Origin of the sequence: Hyphobacterium marinum, assembly GCF_036330325.1 — a bacterium.
Classification (GTDB): domain Bacteria; phylum Pseudomonadota; class Alphaproteobacteria; order Caulobacterales; family Maricaulaceae; genus Hyphobacterium; species Hyphobacterium marinum.
This window is the reverse complement of sequence record NZ_JAZDRO010000001.1, coordinates 370,659-386,335: the sequence shown is the minus strand read 5'-3', so window position 1 is coordinate 386,335 and position 15,677 is coordinate 370,659. Positions and strand designations below refer to the sequence as shown.

Sequence of the window (15,677 nt, the reverse complement as noted above, 5' to 3'; positions counted from 1 at the left end):
GAACCATGTCCATTCGCGTCACCCTCGACCGGATGCTTCTCGAGCGGCGCATGTCGCTCACAGAGTTGTGTGACCGTGTCGGTATTACGATGGCAAACCTGTCCATCCTGAAAACCGGCAAGGCCAAGGCGGTGCGCTTCTCCACGCTGGAGGCGCTGTGCCGCGAACTGAAATGCCAGCCGGGCGACCTCCTCGTCTTCGACGAGAGCGAGCCGGGCGACGATGAAGAGGATTAAAGCCGGCCCCTGGACCCCACCTCAAGGGCCGGTCAGGAAAAGGCCCCGACCTCCCTGTGACGGAGACGGGGCCCTTGAAGAGGCGGCGGGGGCGGGCCTGTGCGGTCCTAGCCCCTTCCCAAGTGTGAGAGCCGGACGGGCCATTTTCAGCCCCCCAGCGCGCTCCCGCCGCCTTCTCTTTATCGCAGGATTGACAATTTCCGCAATCAGGGCAAGCGCTTCTATCCGAAACCAATGCGGAGCCACGGATGACGAGTACCAGCGACAGGATGGCCATTCTCGCCTTGCAGGCCGACTGGGTCACCGCGGAACGCGCCAATGATTCAAACCGGTTACGTCAGTTCATGTGTGAGGACATCACCCTCTGGCCGGACGACGGCCCGGCCGTGACTGGCATTGACGTGGCGCTTGCCGCCGCCAAGGGTCCCTTTCCAATCCGGGAGATCGTGATTTCCGACGAGGTCATCGAGGCGGGACCTGTGCATGGCTGGAAATCGGCCCGCTTTACCACGCATTTCGACAACGCGGGTGAGACCGTGACCGTTCAGGGCCGCCACCTCTGGGTGTTGAGGCGGGAAAGCACGGGCTGGAAACTCGCCGGCTTGTCCTGGCAGATCGACCGCTAGCCGATCGCGGACCGCTGGATCCCGACCAGTTCCTTCACCCCTTTTCGCGCGAGCGTGAAGAGGTCGTCGAACGCGCTCGCCGGCATCGGCTTGTCTTCCGCCGTCGCCTGGATCTCGACGACACCGCCGTCATCGGTCAGCACGAAATTGGCGTCCGTTTCCGCCACCCGGTCTTCCTCGTATTCGAGATCGAGCCGCGCTTCCCCTCCGACGAGGCCGCACGATACCGCCGCGATCTGACCGTGGACCGGGCTCACGTCCAGCACGCCCTCCTCGACCAGCCAGTTGCAGGCGCGCGACAGCGCTACCCACGCCCCGGTGATCGCCGCCGTGCGCGTGCCGCCATCGGCCTGGATGACGTCGCAGTCGAGCGTGATCTGGCGCTCGCCGAGCTTCCTGAGATCGACCACCGCGCGCAGCGAGCGTCCGATCAGGCGCTGGATTTCCTGCGTCCGGCCCGACTGTTTCCCGGCGGCGGCCTCGCGCCGTCCGCGCGTATGGGTCGCACGCGGTAGCATGCCGTATTCGGCGGTCACCCAGCCCTTGCCCGAATTGCGCATCCAGGGCGGGACATTCTCTTCCACGCTGGCGGTACACAAAACGTGGGTATTGCCGCACTTGATCAGGCAGGAGCCTTCCGCATAGGGCGAAACGCCGGTCTCGATTTCTATCGTGCGCAGCGCGTCGGCAGCGCGGCCGTAAGGACGCATGGGAGACTCCATTCCGGTTCAAGTGCCCCCGTCTAGACGCCCGCCGGGCGGGGGTAAAGCCTCGCCCCGATTGCAAGCCCCGCCCCCTTGCCCTAACTCAACGATCATCATGACCGACACGCCGCGATCCACCCCCAGCCTCGCCGATCTCGATGGTCGCTCGCGCGCGATATTCCGCGAGATCGTGCAGGCCTATCTCGACACCGGTGAGCCGGTCGGTTCGCGCACCCTGTCACAGAAAGACGGCGTAGCCCTGTCACCCGCCTCGATCCGCAACACCATGGCGGATCTCGCCGCACTCGGCCTGCTCTCGGCACCGCACCAGAGCGCCGGGCGCATGCCGACCCATGCCGGGCTTCGCCTGTTTGTCGACGGGCTTCTCCAGGTCGGCGATCTCGGGGCTGAAGAACGCAAGTCCATCGAGACCCGCGTTGCCGGAACGTCGCGCAATATCAATGACCTGCTCTCCGAAGCGTCCTCGGTCCTGGGCGGGCTCGCCGGCGGGGCAGGTTTGGTGCTCGCCCCGACCCGGGAAGCCGCGCTGAAGCATGTCGAATTCGTGCCGATGTCGGCAACCGAAGCCCTCGCCATCCTCGTCTTCGCCGACGGGTCGGTGGAAAACCGGCTGATGACCGCGCCCGACGGGCTGCCGCCGGCCGCATTGATGGAGGCGGGTAATTACCTTTCTGCGCGCCTGAAGGGACGATCCCTCACCGAAGCCAGCGCCGCCATCCGCGCCGAGATCGCCGAACGCCGCGCCCAGCTTGATGAGGCCGCGAGCGCGCTCGTGGAAAAAGGTCTCGCGGACTGGTCGGGCGGCGAAGCCCGCTCGCTCATCGTGCGCGGCCGCGCCCGCCTGCTCGAAAGCGTCGAGGCCACGCAGGACCTTGAACGCATCCGCATGCTGTTTGACGATCTCGAACGCAAGGAAGACCTCATTGCCCTGCTGGAAAAGGCTGGAAGCGGACAGGGCGTGCGCCTCTTCATCGGCGCTGAGAATCCCCTCTTCTCCCTCTCGGGTTCCAGTGTGATTGTCTCTCCCTATATGAATGAGGAAAAGCGGATTGTCGGCGCGCTCGGCGTGATCGGCCCGACGCGGCTGAACTATGCGCGCGTCATTCCGCTGGTGGACTATACCGCGCGCGTCGTCGGCAGGTTGCTCGACGGTGCGAAGACGTGACACGGACGAAACGGACCTGAACGGACATGAGTGACAAGACGACCAAGCCCGCAACCCCGGAAGTGGACGACGAGGACATCGAATCCATCGTCGCGGCGGCCGAGAAGGCCGAAGCCGAAGCCCTCGCCGAAGCGGAAAAGGCCGAGGCGGATGCCGATTCTGAGTCCGGCAGCGAGATCGACCGCCTCGAAGCGGAACTTGAAAAGGCGCGCGAGGACATGATGCGCGCGCTCGCCGATGCGCAGAACACCCGCCGCCGCGCCGAGCGCGAGGTCAAGGAAACCCGCGACTATGCGGTGTCGAAATTCGCCAGTGATCTCCTCGGCGTCGCGGACAATCTCGCCCGTGCGCTCGATGCGGTGAACCGCGACGAGATGGGCGAGGCTGGCAAACAGCTCGCCGACGGCGTGGAACTGACCCAGCGCGCCCTGCTGACGGCATTCGAACGCCATGGGGTGAAAAAGGTCGACCCGGCCCCCGGCGACGCCTTTGATCCCAACCGGCACCAGGCCACGGCGCAGTTTCCCTCCGAACACGCGTCCGGGACCATCGCCGTCGTGATGGCCCCCGGTTATGTCATTGGCGAGCGTACGCTGCGCGCGGCCATGGTCGCGGTCTCGACCGGCCCGGCCGAAGCCGAGGGCGGCGGATCGGATGGCAGTGTCGACGTGAAGGCCTAGTTTTCGGCCTCCGCCCGCTCCAGCGCGGCTTCCATGTCGGTCAGGATCGCCAGGAACGTCTCGGACAGTTCCGGCCCGTTCCGATCTTCTGCTTCGGCATAGAGCCGGTAGAAGACGGTCGGCGGCTCGGTCATCACCTGAGCCAAACGTTCGCGGCCATAATTGGCCTCGATGGCGCGTGAGATAATGTAACCGACATTGTAATTGCGCTCCTCGCCGGTGAAGCCGGCAAAGTAATGCCGCCGCGGATCGGTCGTCGGGTCATTCGCCAGCTGGTAAAGCGAGGCTTCGAAAAAAGTGAAGAGATTGCCGCGCTCACGGACGCCGCGCTCCAGCCGGGTCTGAAAGTAGTCCAGCATCGCCCCGTCGCCCTCGAAATCAGCCGGGTCCGCGACCCACATGGCCGAACCTTCCAGATAGCCATTACGCAGATAGTCGAGTACGCGGCGCTCGTCTTCGGTGAGGGCCGCTTCGGTTTCTTCGGACACCGGGCGATAGGCACCTTGCGCACCGTGATAGAGCTCGTGGACCAGGACCAGCTCCAGCGCTGGAAGGTCGTCATACATGCGGTGAAAGCCGATGTAGAGAACCGGATCGCCGAAGGCAAAACCGGCCGAATTCACCCCCATGACGAAGACCGAATTGAGCGGCGTGTCGTAGTCCGCCGGCAGGAAGACCGACAGGCGTTCGCATGCCGGAGCCATCAGTGTTTCGGGGTCGGCGCGGAAATCGGAAAGCACGGCCTCCATGCCGGACAGCGTTTCGTCGTCCGGGAAAGGATAGACCGGGTCCTCGATCTCGCCCTCGCTTCCGGATTGCCAGGCCAGCAGTTCTTCACGCAGTCGCTCAGCAGTCGAGCGGTCCTCATGCGACTGGGTCTGCTTGCGCACGATGGCCTGAACCGACGGCAATTCCAGCGCGGCATCGATCGCGGCCTCGCCGCCTTGCCTACGCAGGATCGGCGTCAGGCTTTCCAGCGCGGTAAAATCAAAGCCGATGGTAAAGTTCGCGCAAGGGTAGTCCTCGGCCAGGGCTGCAGGCGCGATAGCGAGCGTGGCGCTGGCCGCCAGAGCGAGCGTGCGGATCATCATGATGCCCCCCATCAATTTCCGGCGCACTTCGAATGCCCCTATCTCGTCCCTTCTGGTTCGAAACCCTGCCCGGCGGGGGGGACGGACGCTAGGGGGATAGGACCCTGTCCTGTCTCCCCGCCGTCATTTCCCCGGCACCGTCACCCGCCGCATCGTCAGATTGATCCGACCGCCCTCGGGGAAAATCTCCCGGGGGAGTAGCGTCGACGTGCCCGGATGAATGCGGTCGACACCGTGATAGCTGCGCCGGGCCGCACCGCCGAGGACCACGACATCGCCCGAGGAGACGATCATTGAGGCCGTCCGGCCCTTGCGTTCGGGTCCACCGACACGAAAGCGCGCCCTGTCGCCCAGCGACACCGAGACCACGGCAGCATCGGTCGCCGCCTCATCCCAGTCGACATGAAGGCCCATCCGCGCATCGGGGCCATAATAATTTACGAGACAGGCCTCGGGCGGGGCCGGGAAGTCCGCGACCGCTTCCCAGAGATCGCTCAGCGCCTTTGGCATCGCCGGCCAGGACGCGCCGGTTTCGGGATGGACCGGCTCGTAGCGATAGCCCTTCTCCCGGTCGGTCACCCAGCCCAGCGGGCCGAAATTCGTCATCGTGACGGAAAGCTTCTGGCCTGTGCGCGGCATGGCCGGGCGGTAGAAGGGCGCGGTTTGGGTCGCAGCCACGACCGCTTCGACCAGCGCGGCCTGGGCCGCCCGGTCGAAATACCCGGGCAGAAGGCGGAAGCCGTCAGGCGGCGAGAAGGAAGGTTTGGCAGCCATGCGCCCTAGATGGCGCTCGCACGCCTCCCCGTCCACCCGGTTTGGGAGTCAGTCTGGCCGGTCGCGCCGGGACCGCTCTTCGTCGTCGTCCTCATTGCGCGTGTTGCGCTCTCGGTGACGCAGGCGCTCGGGCAACCGGGTCTCTGCGTCTTTATCGGCTTCGGCATCCGTCCCGCCCTCGGCCGGGGCCGGTGACGCGACAGATCGCTGCTGCTGGACCGTATGGGTCAGTTCATGACCCAGCAGGCGCTGTCCGTCCGTATTGCCGGGATTGTATTCTCCGCCGCCGAACACGACGTCATTGCCGGTGGTGTAAGCCTGCGCGCCGGAAGTCTCCGCCGCAGTTGAGGCAGCACTATCGGTATGGACGCGGACATTGGACGCGTCGTTGCCGAAGCTCTGTTCCATCTGTTCGCGCGTATCGCCATCGACCGGCTGGCCGCCATTGTCATCCTGCGCCGCCGCACCGGTTGAACCGGCCAAAGCCACGGTGATAGCGGCCAGGATCGGGATCAAGACTTTCATGTGCGCCTCCCCGCGCTGACGCGGCGGTCGGCCGCCGCTGACAAGCAGACTACACGATTTTGGCCTGAACCGCTCATGAAGCCGGTCCTGATTCAATATACCCATACCCCTTGCAGGTGATTGGACGCCCCCCTAAATCCCCTCCCGAACGGGGCTTCCGGCCCCACGACAAACGAAGTTGAAAGCAGGAACCGGGGGGTTTTCAACGGCGGTCGGCGGCGCTTCCGAGAGAAGGCCGTGTCCCATCCCTTGAAAGCCTCGCCCAACAAGAACACGGGAGCGTAACGCATCATGAGCAAAGTCATCGGTATCGACCTGGGGACAACCAATTCCTGTGTCGCCGTCATGGAAGGCGGGCAGGCCAAGGTCATCGAGAATTCCGAGGGGAACCGGACCACCCCGTCCGTCGTCGCCTTTACCAAGGACGGCGAGCGCCTGATCGGTCAGCCGGCCCGCCGCCAGGCCGTCACCAACCCCGAACAGACCTTTTTCGCGATCAAGCGCCTCATCGGCCGCAACATGAACGACCCGATGGTCAAGAAGGACGCCGGCATGGTGCCCTACAAGATCATCGCGTCCGACAAGAATGACGCCTGGGTCGAAGGCCGCGAAGGCAAGAAGTACTCGCCGTCGGAAATCTCCGCCTTCATCCTTCAGAAGATGAAGGAAACGGCTGAGTCCTATCTCGGCGAGAAGGTCGAGAAAGCCGTCATCACCGTCCCGGCCTATTTCGATGACGCCCAGCGTCAGGCCACCAAGGACGCTGGCAAGATCGCCGGTCTTGAAGTCCTGCGCATCATCAACGAGCCGACCGCGGCCGCGCTCGCCTACGGGCTCGACAAGGACAGCAACAAGACGATTGCGGTCTATGACCTCGGCGGCGGTACGTTTGACGTCTCCATCCTGGAAATCGGCGACGGCGTGTTCGAGGTGAAGGCCACCAATGGCGACACCTTCCTGGGTGGTGAGGACTTTGACCTGCGTATCGTCGAATACTTTGCCGACGAGTTCAAAAAGGAGAGCGGGATCGACCTGCGCTCCGACAAGCTCGCCCTGCAACGTCTGAAGGAAGAGGCCGAAAAGGCCAAGAAGGAGCTCTCCAGCGCGACCTCCTACGAGGTCAACCTGCCCTTCATCACGGCAGATTCGTCCGGCCCGAAACACCTCAACATGAAGCTGTCGCGCGCCAAGCTCGAAGCGCTCGTTGAAGACCTCATTAAGCGCACGGTCGAACCGTGCAAGAAGGCGCTCAAGGATGCGGGCCTCTCCGCCTCCGACATTGACGACGTGGTCCTGGTCGGCGGCATGACCCGCATGCCCAAGGTGCAGGAGACCGTGAAGTCCTTCTTCGGCCGCGATCCGCACAAGGGCGTCAACCCGGACGAAGTCGTCGCCATGGGCGCGGCCATCCAGGCCGGCGTGCTGCAGGGCGACGTGAAAGACGTGCTCCTGCTCGACGTGACCCCGCTATCGCTGGGCATCGAGACGCTGGGCGGTGTGTTCACCTCGCTGATCGAGCGCAACACCACCATCCCGACCAAGAAGTCGCAGACCTTCTCCACCGCCGACGACAACCAGTCGGCCGTGACCATCAAGGTCTATCAGGGTGAGCGCCAGATGGCGGCGGACAACAAGCTGCTTGGCCAGTTCGACCTGATGGGCATTCCGCCGGCACCGCGCGGCATGCCGCAGATCGAGGTCACGTTCGACATTGACGCCAACGGCATCGTCAACGTCTCGGCCAAGGATAAGGCAACCGGCAAGGAGCAGCAGATCCGCATCCAGGCGTCGGGCGGTCTGTCTGACGCGGACATCGACCAGATGGTCAAGGAGGCCGAAGCCAACGCCGAGGCCGACAAGGCCCGCAAGGAGCTGGTCGAGGCCAAGAACGCCGCCGAAGCGATGGTCCACCAGACCGAGAAACAACTCGAAGAGTTTGGTGACAAGGTCGGTGCGCCTGAGAAGGAAGCGATCGAGAAAGCCATTGCTGACCTCAAAGAGGTCAAGGACGGCGAGGATCTCTCCGCCATCCAGGAGAAGACCCAGGCCCTCGTTCAGGCCGCGATGAAGCTCGGCGAAGCCATGTATGCAGCCCAGCAGGCCGAAGGCGGTGACGCCGAAGCCGGTTCGGACGATGCCACGTCCTCCGATGACGACGTCGTCGATGCCGAATTCTCCGAAGTCGACGGCGAAGACGGCGACGAAAAGAAGAACGGCTAACGACCGGGTCCCGAACTTGCATCCCGCCGCTCGTGGAAACGGGCGGCGGGACGGCATGACCCGGCAACGGCAAGGCTTGGAACATCGCAATGTCCAAACGCGACTATTATGAAGTTCTTGGCGTCCAGAAAGGCGTCGACGAAAAGGCGCTGAAAAGCGCCTATCGGAAGCTGGCCATGCAATACCACCCGGACCGCAATCCGGGTGATGCCGAGGCTGAAGCCCACTTCAAGGAAGTCGGCGAGGCCTATGCCGTCCTGTCAGATCCTGACAAGCGGGCCGCTTATGACCGCATGGGCCATGCCGCGTTCGAGAATGGCATGGGTGGCGGAGGCGGCCAGGGTCCGTTCGGGGCCGGCGGTGCAGCCGATTTCGCCGACATCTTCGAACAGGTTTTTGGCGGTGCCTTTGGCGGCATGGGCGGTGGACGCCGTGGCGGCGCACGCACCGGTCCGGCGCGGGGCTCAGATCTGCGCTATGACATGGAAATCAGCCTGAAGGACGCGTTCGACGGCAAGTCCGCCACGATCGACGTTCCCGCCAACCTCTCCTGTGACCGCTGCGACGGCGACGGAGCCGAACCCGGCACGCCGCTGGAAACCTGCGGCCAGTGTTCGGGTTCGGGTGTCGTGACCGGCGGCAATGGCATGTTCCGCATCCGCCAGACCTGTCCGCGCTGCGGCGGCCAGGGCAAATACGTCAAAACCCCTTGCCAGTCCTGTGACGGGACGGGCCGCGTGCGCAAGACGCGGACTCTCAATGTCGACATCCCCGCCGGGATCGAGGACGGCATGCGAATCCGTCTTGCCGGTGAGGGCGAAGGCGGGCTGCGCGGCGGGCCGCGCGGCGATCTCTACATCTTTGTCCATATCGCACCGCACGACCTCTTCGAGCGGGACGGTCCCAACCTCTATTGCCGTGCCCCGGTACCGATGGTCACTGCCGCGCTGGGCGGGTCGATCTGCGCGCCGGTCATCGATGGCGGCCGCGCCGAGCTGAAGATTCCCGACGGTGCGCAGACCGGAAAGCGCATGCGCCTCAAAGGGAAAGGGATGCCCAGGGTTCGCGGCGGGCCAAGGGGCGACATGATCGTCGAACTCTTCGTGGAAACTCCGCGCAATTTGACCGAACGCCAGAAAGAGCTGCTGCGCGAGTTCTGTGAGCTGTCAGGCAAGAATTGCAATCCGGACTCGGACGGCTTCCTCGGCAAAGCGAAACGTTTCTGGGATGATCTGACCAGCGAGGACGGCCGCCCGAACGTTTAAGGCGTCACGTCCCGGCGAGATACCACACCGCGGCGCGCTCGAGCTCCATCCGGAAGATATTGCGCGCCTCCTCGTCCTCACCCACGCGCCCTGACAGGACCGCATCACGGCAAAGCCCGGTGATCATTGTCAGCAGGAAATCGGCCCGCCGAATGGCGTGGACCTGCCGGACCGCACCGAGCCGTGTCAGCATCTCGGCCATCAATTCGACCAGGCGGTCGCGATGCGCGACCGCGTCCCCGCTTTCGTCGAGTGCCCGTAACAGCGATTTTCGCGACAGGGCGTGATCAAGCGACAGGCGGATCAGGATTTCGATCCAGCCGCGCACATCGCGCTTGCGCATCGCTTCGGCAGAAGCCTCGGCCATGGCTTCCGCGATCCGGTCCCGGTCCTGGTCAATGAGAGCACGGAACCCTGCGGCCTTGTTCTCGAACCGGCCATAGAAAGCCCCCGTCGAGCACTCGGCCCGGGCGGCGATATCCTGGATCGAGATGAGGTCGGCTTCACCGGCAGCCACGGCTTCGTCCAGGACTTTCAGGATTCGCGCCTGTGTCGCCCGGCTGCGCGCCTGACGGGGCTTCAGATCGGTATTCGGCGTTGCCGAAAAGGGTTCGCGGTCCGGTCGCACCAGCGTTGAGGTCCTGAAAAGGGTTAATACCGGAATTCGAATATCGTTCGAATTAGGTCATACCGGGGAGTCGCCAGCCCTGCAAGGCCAAAACGGCGCGGTGGCGATTCCTGACAGGCACGAATATCCTGGCTCAGACCCCTGAATCCAAGGTGGTTTTCAGCGTAGGGACGGGTCGAACAGACTGACCTTGGCCAGCTGGTCAAACAGGATCAATGACACCGTGTCCGGCACGCCGGTCATACCGGGCGCGGCAGCCGGAATGACCGGTCAGCGCACCCGCGCGCAGTCACTGGTCCACCCGGTCGTGACGGTCCCGTCGCCCGCCACGGTCTGGCCGCGCCAACGAAATCCGCCGTCGGTAATCTCGTAGAAAGTCAGGCGGGATGTGATTGGTCCGTTGGGTGTCTGGATCTCGCGGGTCAGGACAATGTCTTCGCCCTCCATCCCGCCGGCCCAGACACCGGTCGAGAAGCCCGGCTCGGAAATGAAATGAACTTTCCATTCCCCCGCAGCCTCGTCGTACTGGCGGATGTTGGACGTGTAATGGCCCGGGGCCCAATACTGGTCCTGGATGGCATGACCGTTCAGGAAGTAATGCCCGTTCCAGATCGCCGCGAACCGGACCGAGCTGCCGTCCGGCAAAGTCCGCTCGTCCACGCAGTTGAAGTCGCCGATGAAGAAGGCGAACTCGGCGAGTTCCGCCGGGGCTTCCGGGTTGGGCCGTCCGAACGGATAGGCCGCGTTCGGTTCATAGGATGTATCAAGCCGTGGTGGTGCATCCTGTTGGACAAGCGAGGCGGCCAGCAGGCTGGTGGCAAGCAGTATCATCGGTCTTTCCCTTTTGAAGCGCGGGCGCGCCTTGTAATTTTATCTCCATCAGCTTAGCCGGGCCGCCAAGCCGGTCATCCCGCCTCGCGAAAAGTTGAGGGATTGGACGTCCGGCCCCGAACGGCGCAATAGTTATTGCCAAACCGGACCAACTGGGGGGCCAGACCATGACATTGCGGGTGGCAGTTCTGGGCATTGCCGGCCGGCTGGGCGGGGCCATTGCCCGCGAAGCCCTGTCCGATCCGCGTTTCGCCCTGACCGGGGGCATCGTTCGTTCCGAGTATGACGGAGAGGAGCGCGATATCGGCGTGATCGCCGGCGCCGGGCGATGCGGGATCACCGCCAGCGTCTCGCTGGAAGGGGGAACAGCGAACGCGGACCTGCTGATCGATGCCAGCCAGCCTGAGGCCACAATCGCCGCAGCCGAGCGCTTGGCCGGACGGGGGAATTTCGCCTTCGTCACCGGCGTCACCGGACTGGATCCAGATCGGAAGGCCCGTCTGCAGGCCGCATCGGACCGCCTGCCCATTCTCGCCGCCCGCAATTTCTCTTTAGGAATCGCCCTGATGGACGCGCTGGTGCGCAAGGCCGCCGCTGCTCTGCCGGCGGGCAGCTGGGACGCGGAAATCGCCGAAACCCATCACCGTCACAAGATCGATGCGCCATCCGGCACAGCCCTGGTCCTGGGCGAAGCGGTCGCCGCCGGCCGCAATCAGGCACTGGACGATGTCTCGGCAATTGACCGTACCGGGAAACGCCGCCCCGGCGATATCGGGTTTTCCGTGACCCGCGGCGGCGGCATTATCGGCGAACATGCCGTGCGCTTCCTGTCCGATATGGAAGAGATCACGCTTTCCCATGCCGCCCATGACCGCCGCGTCTTCGCCCGCGGCGCACTGGAGGCGGCGCTGTGGATGTCAGGACGGAAGCCGGGGCTTTATTCCATGGCCGATCTGGTCGCGAACCGGACCTGACAGACGCGGTGATTGACGCCGCTTTGCCGTGCAGGGCATAACGGGACAGCTATCCTGTCAGGTCCTGCCATGAGCCGTTCCCGCCGTCTTGTCGAACTCGTTCGCGCCCTGAAAGAGGCCGAATCCGGCGTCGTGACCGCCCGCGCCCTGGCCGAACGGTTCGACGTGTCGGAACGGACGATTTACCGGGACATGGCTACGCTGATCGAGTCCGGTGTTCCGATCGAGGGTGAGGCCGGGTCGGGTTACCAGCTGGCCGTTGGAGGCGGACCGCCCCCCTTGACGCTCAGCTGGCCGGAAGCCGAAGCCGCTTGGCTCGGTACAACCCTCCTGACATATCTTGCCAAGGACGACCGGGAAGCTGCCGCCCATCGCGTAAAGGCGCGTCTTTCCAAGGTTTTGGGGGATGATCGTGTGGCGCGGCTGGATCGGATTCTGGAGACGCTCGAGACGGGTGAGAGCCCTAATCCGACTCCGCTTCTGAATGCCTGGAACCGCGCCCGCGAGCGCGGCGAGACGGTGAAGGTGCGCTATGGGCGGACCCGTGAGACCGCGACCGAATACGCCGGTAGGCCCGGTCAGACCTTGCGTCTGGGCCCGGCACTGGTGCTGTTTCTGGAAACTGCAGACGGGATGATGGCGCTGCGCGGCGACCGGATCGTCAAACTTGTCGTCCACGCACCCTGATACGCGGGGTGTCTACCAGCTCCCGGTATTCTCCATCGAGGCCCAGGGTTCCTGAGGCGGCAGAGCCTCACCAGCCTGCAACAATTCGATGGAAATCCCGTCCGGGGATTTGACGAAGGCCATGCGCCCGTCGCGCGGCGGCCGGTTGATCGTATAGCCCATCCCGTCGAGATGGGCGCATAGCGCATAAATGTCGGCCACCCGCCAGGCAACGTGGCCGAAATTGCGCCCGCCCTCATACGCTTCGGGTTCCCAGTTATGGGTCAGTTCCAGACAGGGCAGGCCGGGCGGGATCGGGTGTTCCTCGCCGGTAAACCCGCCACGCTTCAGATCGTCCGGACTGGCCAGAAAGATCAGCGTGAACCGGCCCTGTTCGCTGTCGATACGGCGGATTTCCTTCAGACCCAGACCTTCGCAGTAAAAGCGCAGCGACGCCTCGACATCGCTGATCCGCACCATGGTGTGGAGAAACTCCATTACTGATCTGCCTTTCCGGTCCGCAGTTTTTCCGCGCGTCGCGCCCATTTCGGCCGGGGCCGCTTGACCGCGACCTCATCGACCGGATGGCCCTGGGCCCGCGCGATGGCAGCGTGAAATTCTTCCGGCGCGCGGGCGTGATAGATCCGCGCCGCCAGCCAGCCGCAGGCCGCCCACGCCCCAACGATTCCGAAGAACATGAAGAACATCCAGGGGTAATAGCCCGGCGCAAACACGTCAGAGGCTCCGGCGGCGGTCCGGATCGCATCCCAGATAACAAGAAGAGCATTCAGCGCCGGCCAGGTGATCAGTACGGCTCCGGCCAGGGCGGCGGCCGCATACAGCGCCCAGCGTGGCTCGTGCGCACTGACATAGATGCGCTCGAACTCATGCGCCGTGACCCCCTGCACGCTGGCCCCGCCGATCTCGCTCCGGGCGGCGTATTCGCTGCGCGCATCCCCGGTCAGGGACAGGCGCGCGAGGAACCAGCGCACCAGCAGCAGCACGGCAGCGGCGAGGATAACCAGAAGGGCAGCGAGAAAGATCGTCGGCATGGGCTTCTATGTAGGCCCGATTGCCGGGAAGGTCACGGGGGGAGCGCCGCCCTCAGGCGCTCATCGCCTCGTAGACCAGCATGGCGCGCTTGCGTTCCACTCCCCAGTGATAGCCGGTCAGCCGTCCGTCACCTGCCAGCACCCGGTGGCAGGGGATAAGCCAACTGACCGGATTGGCCCCGACGGCCGCGCCCACCGCGCGCGAGGCTTTCGGTGTGCAGACCTGTCCGGCAATGGCCTTGTAGGTCGTCGTCTCGCCCGGCGGAATGGTCAGAAGCGCCCGCCATACCTGGCGCTGCCAAGGCGTGCCGTAGAGCGCCAGCGGGATCGGACCGCCACCGCCGGTAAAGATCCGGTCCGACCAGTCCCGCGCCATTGCGTCATCGCGCCCATAATCGGCGGCCGGGTAACGGGCCATCAGGTCCTGGCTGGCGGTCTCCGCATCCGGATCGGCAAAGGCGAGGGCCGACAGGCCGCGCGGCGCGATCAGGAAGACGCCGTCCCCGAATGGCGTCGGCGCGACACCCCAGGTGAAGCTGAGCCCCGCCCCGCGTCGCTTGGCATCGCCCGGCGTGACCGCTTCATGGGCAATGAAAAGATCATGCAGTCGCCCCGGGCCGGACAGTCCCGCCTCGAAGGCGGCGTCGAGCACGCTTGCGCCCTCGTCAATGGCATCGCGCGCCTCGGCGTGGGCGAGCGCGCCGACATAGCGTTTCGGTGACACCCCGACCCAGCGCGTGAAGATGCGCTGAAAATGGTGCGGGGAGAGGCCGGCAGCCCGCGCCGCGGCATCAAGATCGGGATGGTCGCGCCAGCTTTCGCCCAAATAGTTGAGCGCGGCGGTGACGCGCGGATAGTCGCGCGAAGCGGCGGTAAGGTCGTAGACGGCATTCTGGGTCATCATGGGTACCACACTGCCGCGCCCGGTCAGGCCGCGCCACCCGCTTCTTGCGCTGGTCCGCCGCGCCGCGCCCGGGCCAGAGCCGTCGCGGCTGCATCAGCGAGACTTTCGCGTTCCTCCGGCGACAGGAATGCTCCCAGAACCAGCGCCTTGCCGTGGGCCCGCAGAGAAAACTGGACAGCGTGGGTGCCGCGTCCGGCCAGCTCGGCCCGCGTCCACGCCGTCGGCATCTGGTAATGGCGGACCCCGCCATTGGGATGGCGGCGATGGACGAGGATGCGGTCGCGCGTCACCCGGATCAGTTCGCGCCGCCGCCCGTCGCGATAGCTCAGACGGAAGGCTAACCAGACCAGCACCACGTCCAGCCCGAAGAAAAAGGGGATGGGCCAGGCTCCGATCAGGAAAAAGGCGGCACCCGACGCAAAGCTGATCCCCACCAGCACAGCCATCAGCACCAGGAAGCCCGCGCTCGGCAGCGACCGGTTCGGCGACAGTATGGCATCGAAATAGAGCACCCCGTCCGGCGGGGTGGGTATCGCGGCTTCGGCAGGCCAGGTCTCGATCGCAGGCTCGGTCATGCTCACACGAGCATATAGCGCATTGTCATCCCACTTCACCGGCGACGGATGCGCGCGGGCGGTTTATGCAAGGGATCACCATGCCCGACCTTACCGCCCTTGCCGCTTTTTCCCTGGCCGTTCTTGTCATTGAACTGACGCCCGGACCCAACATGGCCTGGTTGGCGGTCTTGAGCGCCAGCGAAGGGCGGCGTGCCGGGTTGATGGCGGTCGCGGGCGTGGCGCTCGGCCTGCTCGCCATCGGTGCCGCCGCCGCGCTGGGGCTTTCCGCCCTCATCGCCGGATCGCCTGTCCTCTATGACGGCCTGCGCTGGGCCGGGTCGCTCTTCCTGCTCTATCTGGCCTTTGAGGGTTGGCGCGAGGCGGGGGAATCCTCTCCGGCCCGGATCGAGGAGGGCAATCTGCGTCATTTCTCGCGCGGTTTCGTCATCAACGCGCTGAACCCCAAGGCCGGGCTCTTCTATGTCGCGGTCCTGCCCGAATTCATCGACCATACCGCGCCCGTCGCACCGCAGGCCGCCGCCCTGACCGCGCTGTCAGTCGCCATCGCGACGGGTGTGCATTTGGTCATTGTTGCCCTCGCGGGCAGCGCCCAGGCCTTCTTGAATGACCCCGTGCGCAACCGTATCGCAAGGCGGGTGCTGGCCGTTCTGCTGGCGGGGATCGCGGTCTGGCTCTTTCTCTCGACGGCGCGCTAGCAATAACCGGGTCGACTTGGCGGAGCACTCGGGGCTAACTCG

The 15,677-nt window shown here is 64.9% G+C and carries 19 protein-coding genes; 9 read left to right on the top strand and 10 right to left on the bottom strand.

Annotated features, from left to right (window positions below):
- Positions 1-5 precede the first annotated feature (5 nt).
- Together V0U35_RS01880 and V0U35_RS01875 are read left to right on the top strand one after the other, a co-directional pair.
- Positions 6-236 (top strand): helix-turn-helix domain-containing protein, encoded by a 231-nt coding sequence (locus V0U35_RS01880; RefSeq protein ID WP_330194950.1) that lies wholly within the window; start codon positions 6-8, stop codon positions 234-236.
- A gap of 248 nt (positions 237-484) precedes the next feature.
- The gene (locus tag V0U35_RS01875; RefSeq protein ID WP_330194949.1) at positions 485-862 is read left to right on the top strand and encodes a YybH family protein; all 378 of its coding nucleotides are present in this window, start codon (positions 485-487) and stop codon (positions 860-862) included.
- On the opposite strand, the gene rph is transcribed toward V0U35_RS01875, so the two are convergent.
- Positions 859-1,572, bottom strand: coding sequence for a ribonuclease PH (rph, locus tag V0U35_RS01870; protein ID WP_330194948.1), 714 nt, complete (start codon positions 1,570-1,572; stop codon positions 859-861). The genes V0U35_RS01875 and rph overlap by 4 nt on opposite strands.
- Before the next feature lie 109 nt (positions 1,573-1,681).
- Here rph and hrcA point away from each other — a divergent pair, with 109 nt between their 5' ends.
- Positions 1,682-2,752 carry a heat-inducible transcriptional repressor HrcA gene (gene hrcA / locus V0U35_RS01865; RefSeq protein WP_330194947.1) on the top strand — a complete coding sequence of 357 codons (1,071 nt, stop codon included), beginning with the start codon at positions 1,682-1,684 and terminating at the stop codon, positions 2,750-2,752.
- 26 nt (positions 2,753-2,778) lie between these two features.
- On the top strand, positions 2,779-3,432 hold the full coding sequence (locus V0U35_RS01860) for a nucleotide exchange factor GrpE (protein ID WP_330194946.1): 654 nt from the start codon (positions 2,779-2,781) through the stop codon (positions 3,430-3,432).
- Here the strand turns inward: V0U35_RS01860 and V0U35_RS01855 are convergent.
- From V0U35_RS01855 to V0U35_RS01845, 3 genes are all read right to left on the bottom strand, one after another.
- On the bottom strand, positions 3,429-4,523 hold the full coding sequence (locus V0U35_RS01855) for a DUF5700 domain-containing putative Zn-dependent protease (RefSeq protein WP_330194945.1): 1,095 nt from the start codon (positions 4,521-4,523) through the stop codon (positions 3,429-3,431). The two genes, V0U35_RS01860 and V0U35_RS01855, sit on opposite strands and share 4 nt — an antisense overlap.
- Before the next feature lie 123 nt (positions 4,524-4,646).
- Positions 4,647-5,297, bottom strand: a complete 651-nt coding sequence (locus V0U35_RS01850; protein WP_330194944.1) for an alpha-ketoglutarate-dependent dioxygenase AlkB — start codon at positions 5,295-5,297, stop codon at positions 4,647-4,649.
- Between the two features lie 48 nt (positions 5,298-5,345).
- A complete protein-coding gene (locus V0U35_RS01845) occupies positions 5,346-5,822 on the bottom strand; it encodes an eCIS core domain-containing protein (protein WP_330194943.1) in 477 nt (158 codons plus the stop codon).
- 291 nt (positions 5,823-6,113) lie between these two features.
- Between V0U35_RS01845 and dnaK the strand changes: the two genes are divergently transcribed.
- Positions 6,114-8,042 (top strand): molecular chaperone DnaK, encoded by a 1,929-nt coding sequence (gene dnaK / locus V0U35_RS01840; RefSeq protein ID WP_330194942.1) that lies wholly within the window; start codon positions 6,114-6,116, stop codon positions 8,040-8,042.
- 89 nt (positions 8,043-8,131) lie between these two features.
- Positions 8,132-9,307, top strand: a complete 1,176-nt coding sequence (gene dnaJ, locus V0U35_RS01835) for a molecular chaperone DnaJ (protein ID WP_330194941.1) — start codon at positions 8,132-8,134, stop codon at positions 9,305-9,307.
- Positions 9,308-9,311: 4 nt separating this feature from the next.
- Here the strand turns inward: dnaJ and V0U35_RS01830 are convergent, their stop codons facing one another.
- Both V0U35_RS01830 and V0U35_RS01825 read right to left on the bottom strand, forming a co-directional pair.
- A complete protein-coding gene (locus V0U35_RS01830) occupies positions 9,312-9,935 on the bottom strand; it encodes a TetR/AcrR family transcriptional regulator (RefSeq protein ID WP_330194940.1) in 624 nt (207 codons plus the stop codon).
- A gap of 270 nt (positions 9,936-10,205) precedes the next feature.
- A complete protein-coding gene (locus tag V0U35_RS01825) occupies positions 10,206-10,766 on the bottom strand; it encodes a hypothetical protein (RefSeq protein WP_330194939.1) in 561 nt (186 codons plus the stop codon).
- A gap of 167 nt (positions 10,767-10,933) precedes the next feature.
- On the opposite strand from V0U35_RS01825, the gene dapB reads away from it, so the two are divergent.
- On the top strand, positions 10,934-11,740 hold the full coding sequence (gene dapB, locus V0U35_RS01820) for a 4-hydroxy-tetrahydrodipicolinate reductase (RefSeq protein WP_330194938.1): 807 nt from the start codon (positions 10,934-10,936) through the stop codon (positions 11,738-11,740).
- A gap of 69 nt (positions 11,741-11,809) precedes the next feature.
- Complete coding sequence (locus tag V0U35_RS01815) at positions 11,810-12,427, top strand: helix-turn-helix transcriptional regulator (protein ID WP_330194937.1); 618 nt, start codon at positions 11,810-11,812, stop codon at positions 12,425-12,427.
- Between the two features lie 12 nt (positions 12,428-12,439).
- Here the strand turns inward: V0U35_RS01815 and V0U35_RS01810 are convergent, their stop codons facing one another.
- Genes V0U35_RS01810 through V0U35_RS01795 form a run of 4 tightly spaced genes read right to left on the bottom strand, consistent with a single transcriptional unit; the run spans position 12,440 to position 14,937 of the window.
- Positions 12,440-12,904 carry a lactoylglutathione lyase gene (locus V0U35_RS01810; protein WP_330194936.1) on the bottom strand — a complete coding sequence of 155 codons (465 nt, stop codon included), beginning with the start codon at positions 12,902-12,904 and terminating at the stop codon, positions 12,440-12,442.
- Positions 12,904-13,458 (bottom strand): hypothetical protein, encoded by a 555-nt coding sequence (locus V0U35_RS01805; protein ID WP_330194935.1) that lies wholly within the window; start codon positions 13,456-13,458, stop codon positions 12,904-12,906. Before V0U35_RS01805 ends, V0U35_RS01810 begins: the two co-directional genes overlap by 1 nt.
- A 52-nt stretch (positions 13,459-13,510) precedes the next feature.
- Positions 13,511-14,362, bottom strand: coding sequence for a methylated-DNA--[protein]-cysteine S-methyltransferase (locus V0U35_RS01800; RefSeq protein WP_330194934.1), 852 nt, complete (start codon positions 14,360-14,362; stop codon positions 13,511-13,513).
- Between the two features lie 23 nt (positions 14,363-14,385).
- Positions 14,386-14,937, bottom strand: coding sequence for a DUF2244 domain-containing protein (locus V0U35_RS01795; protein WP_330194933.1), 552 nt, complete (start codon positions 14,935-14,937; stop codon positions 14,386-14,388).
- Positions 14,938-15,017: 80 nt separating this feature from the next.
- Here V0U35_RS01795 and V0U35_RS01790 point away from each other — a divergent pair, with 80 nt between their 5' ends.
- Entirely contained in the window at positions 15,018-15,635 is a 618-nt protein-coding gene (locus V0U35_RS01790; RefSeq protein WP_330194932.1) for a LysE family translocator, read from the top strand.
- Positions 15,636-15,677 lie beyond the last annotated feature (42 nt).

What these genes read in the sequence shown, in the direction of transcription:
- V0U35_RS01850 (WP_330194944.1), bottom strand. Translation starts at nt 5,297, where the DNA reads ATGGCTGCCAAACCTTCCTTCTCGCCGCCTGACGGCTTCCGCCTTCTG.
- dnaK (WP_330194942.1), top strand. Translation starts at nt 6,114, where the DNA reads ATGAGCAAAGTCATCGGTATCGACCTGGGGACAACCAATTCCTGTGTC.
- dnaJ (WP_330194941.1), top strand. Translation starts at nt 8,132, where the DNA reads ATGTCCAAACGCGACTATTATGAAGTTCTTGGCGTCCAGAAAGGCGTC.
- V0U35_RS01805 (WP_330194935.1), bottom strand. Translation starts at nt 13,458, where the DNA reads ATGCCGACGATCTTTCTCGCTGCCCTTCTGGTTATCCTCGCCGCTGCC.
- V0U35_RS01860 (WP_330194946.1), top strand. Translation starts at nt 2,779, where the DNA reads ATGAGTGACAAGACGACCAAGCCCGCAACCCCGGAAGTGGACGACGAG.
- V0U35_RS01875 (WP_330194949.1), top strand. Translation starts at nt 485, where the DNA reads ATGACGAGTACCAGCGACAGGATGGCCATTCTCGCCTTGCAGGCCGAC.
- V0U35_RS01795 (WP_330194933.1), bottom strand. Translation starts at nt 14,937, where the DNA reads ATGACCGAGCCTGCGATCGAGACCTGGCCTGCCGAAGCCGCGATACCC.
- V0U35_RS01880 (WP_330194950.1), top strand. Translation starts at nt 6, where the DNA reads ATGTCCATTCGCGTCACCCTCGACCGGATGCTTCTCGAGCGGCGCATG.
- V0U35_RS01855 (WP_330194945.1), bottom strand. Translation starts at nt 4,523, where the DNA reads ATGATGATCCGCACGCTCGCTCTGGCGGCCAGCGCCACGCTCGCTATC.
- V0U35_RS01845 (WP_330194943.1), bottom strand. Translation starts at nt 5,822, where the DNA reads ATGAAAGTCTTGATCCCGATCCTGGCCGCTATCACCGTGGCTTTGGCC.
- V0U35_RS01790 (WP_330194932.1), top strand. Translation starts at nt 15,018, where the DNA reads ATGCCCGACCTTACCGCCCTTGCCGCTTTTTCCCTGGCCGTTCTTGTC.
- rph (WP_330194948.1), bottom strand. Translation starts at nt 1,572, where the DNA reads ATGCGTCCTTACGGCCGCGCTGCCGACGCGCTGCGCACGATAGAAATC.
- V0U35_RS01815 (WP_330194937.1), top strand. Translation starts at nt 11,810, where the DNA reads ATGAGCCGTTCCCGCCGTCTTGTCGAACTCGTTCGCGCCCTGAAAGAG.
- hrcA (WP_330194947.1), top strand. Translation starts at nt 1,682, where the DNA reads ATGACCGACACGCCGCGATCCACCCCCAGCCTCGCCGATCTCGATGGT.
- V0U35_RS01810 (WP_330194936.1), bottom strand. Translation starts at nt 12,904, where the DNA reads ATGGAGTTTCTCCACACCATGGTGCGGATCAGCGATGTCGAGGCGTCG.
- V0U35_RS01825 (WP_330194939.1), bottom strand. Translation starts at nt 10,766, where the DNA reads ATGATACTGCTTGCCACCAGCCTGCTGGCCGCCTCGCTTGTCCAACAG.
- dapB (WP_330194938.1), top strand. Translation starts at nt 10,934, where the DNA reads ATGACATTGCGGGTGGCAGTTCTGGGCATTGCCGGCCGGCTGGGCGGG.
- V0U35_RS01800 (WP_330194934.1), bottom strand. Translation starts at nt 14,362, where the DNA reads ATGATGACCCAGAATGCCGTCTACGACCTTACCGCCGCTTCGCGCGAC.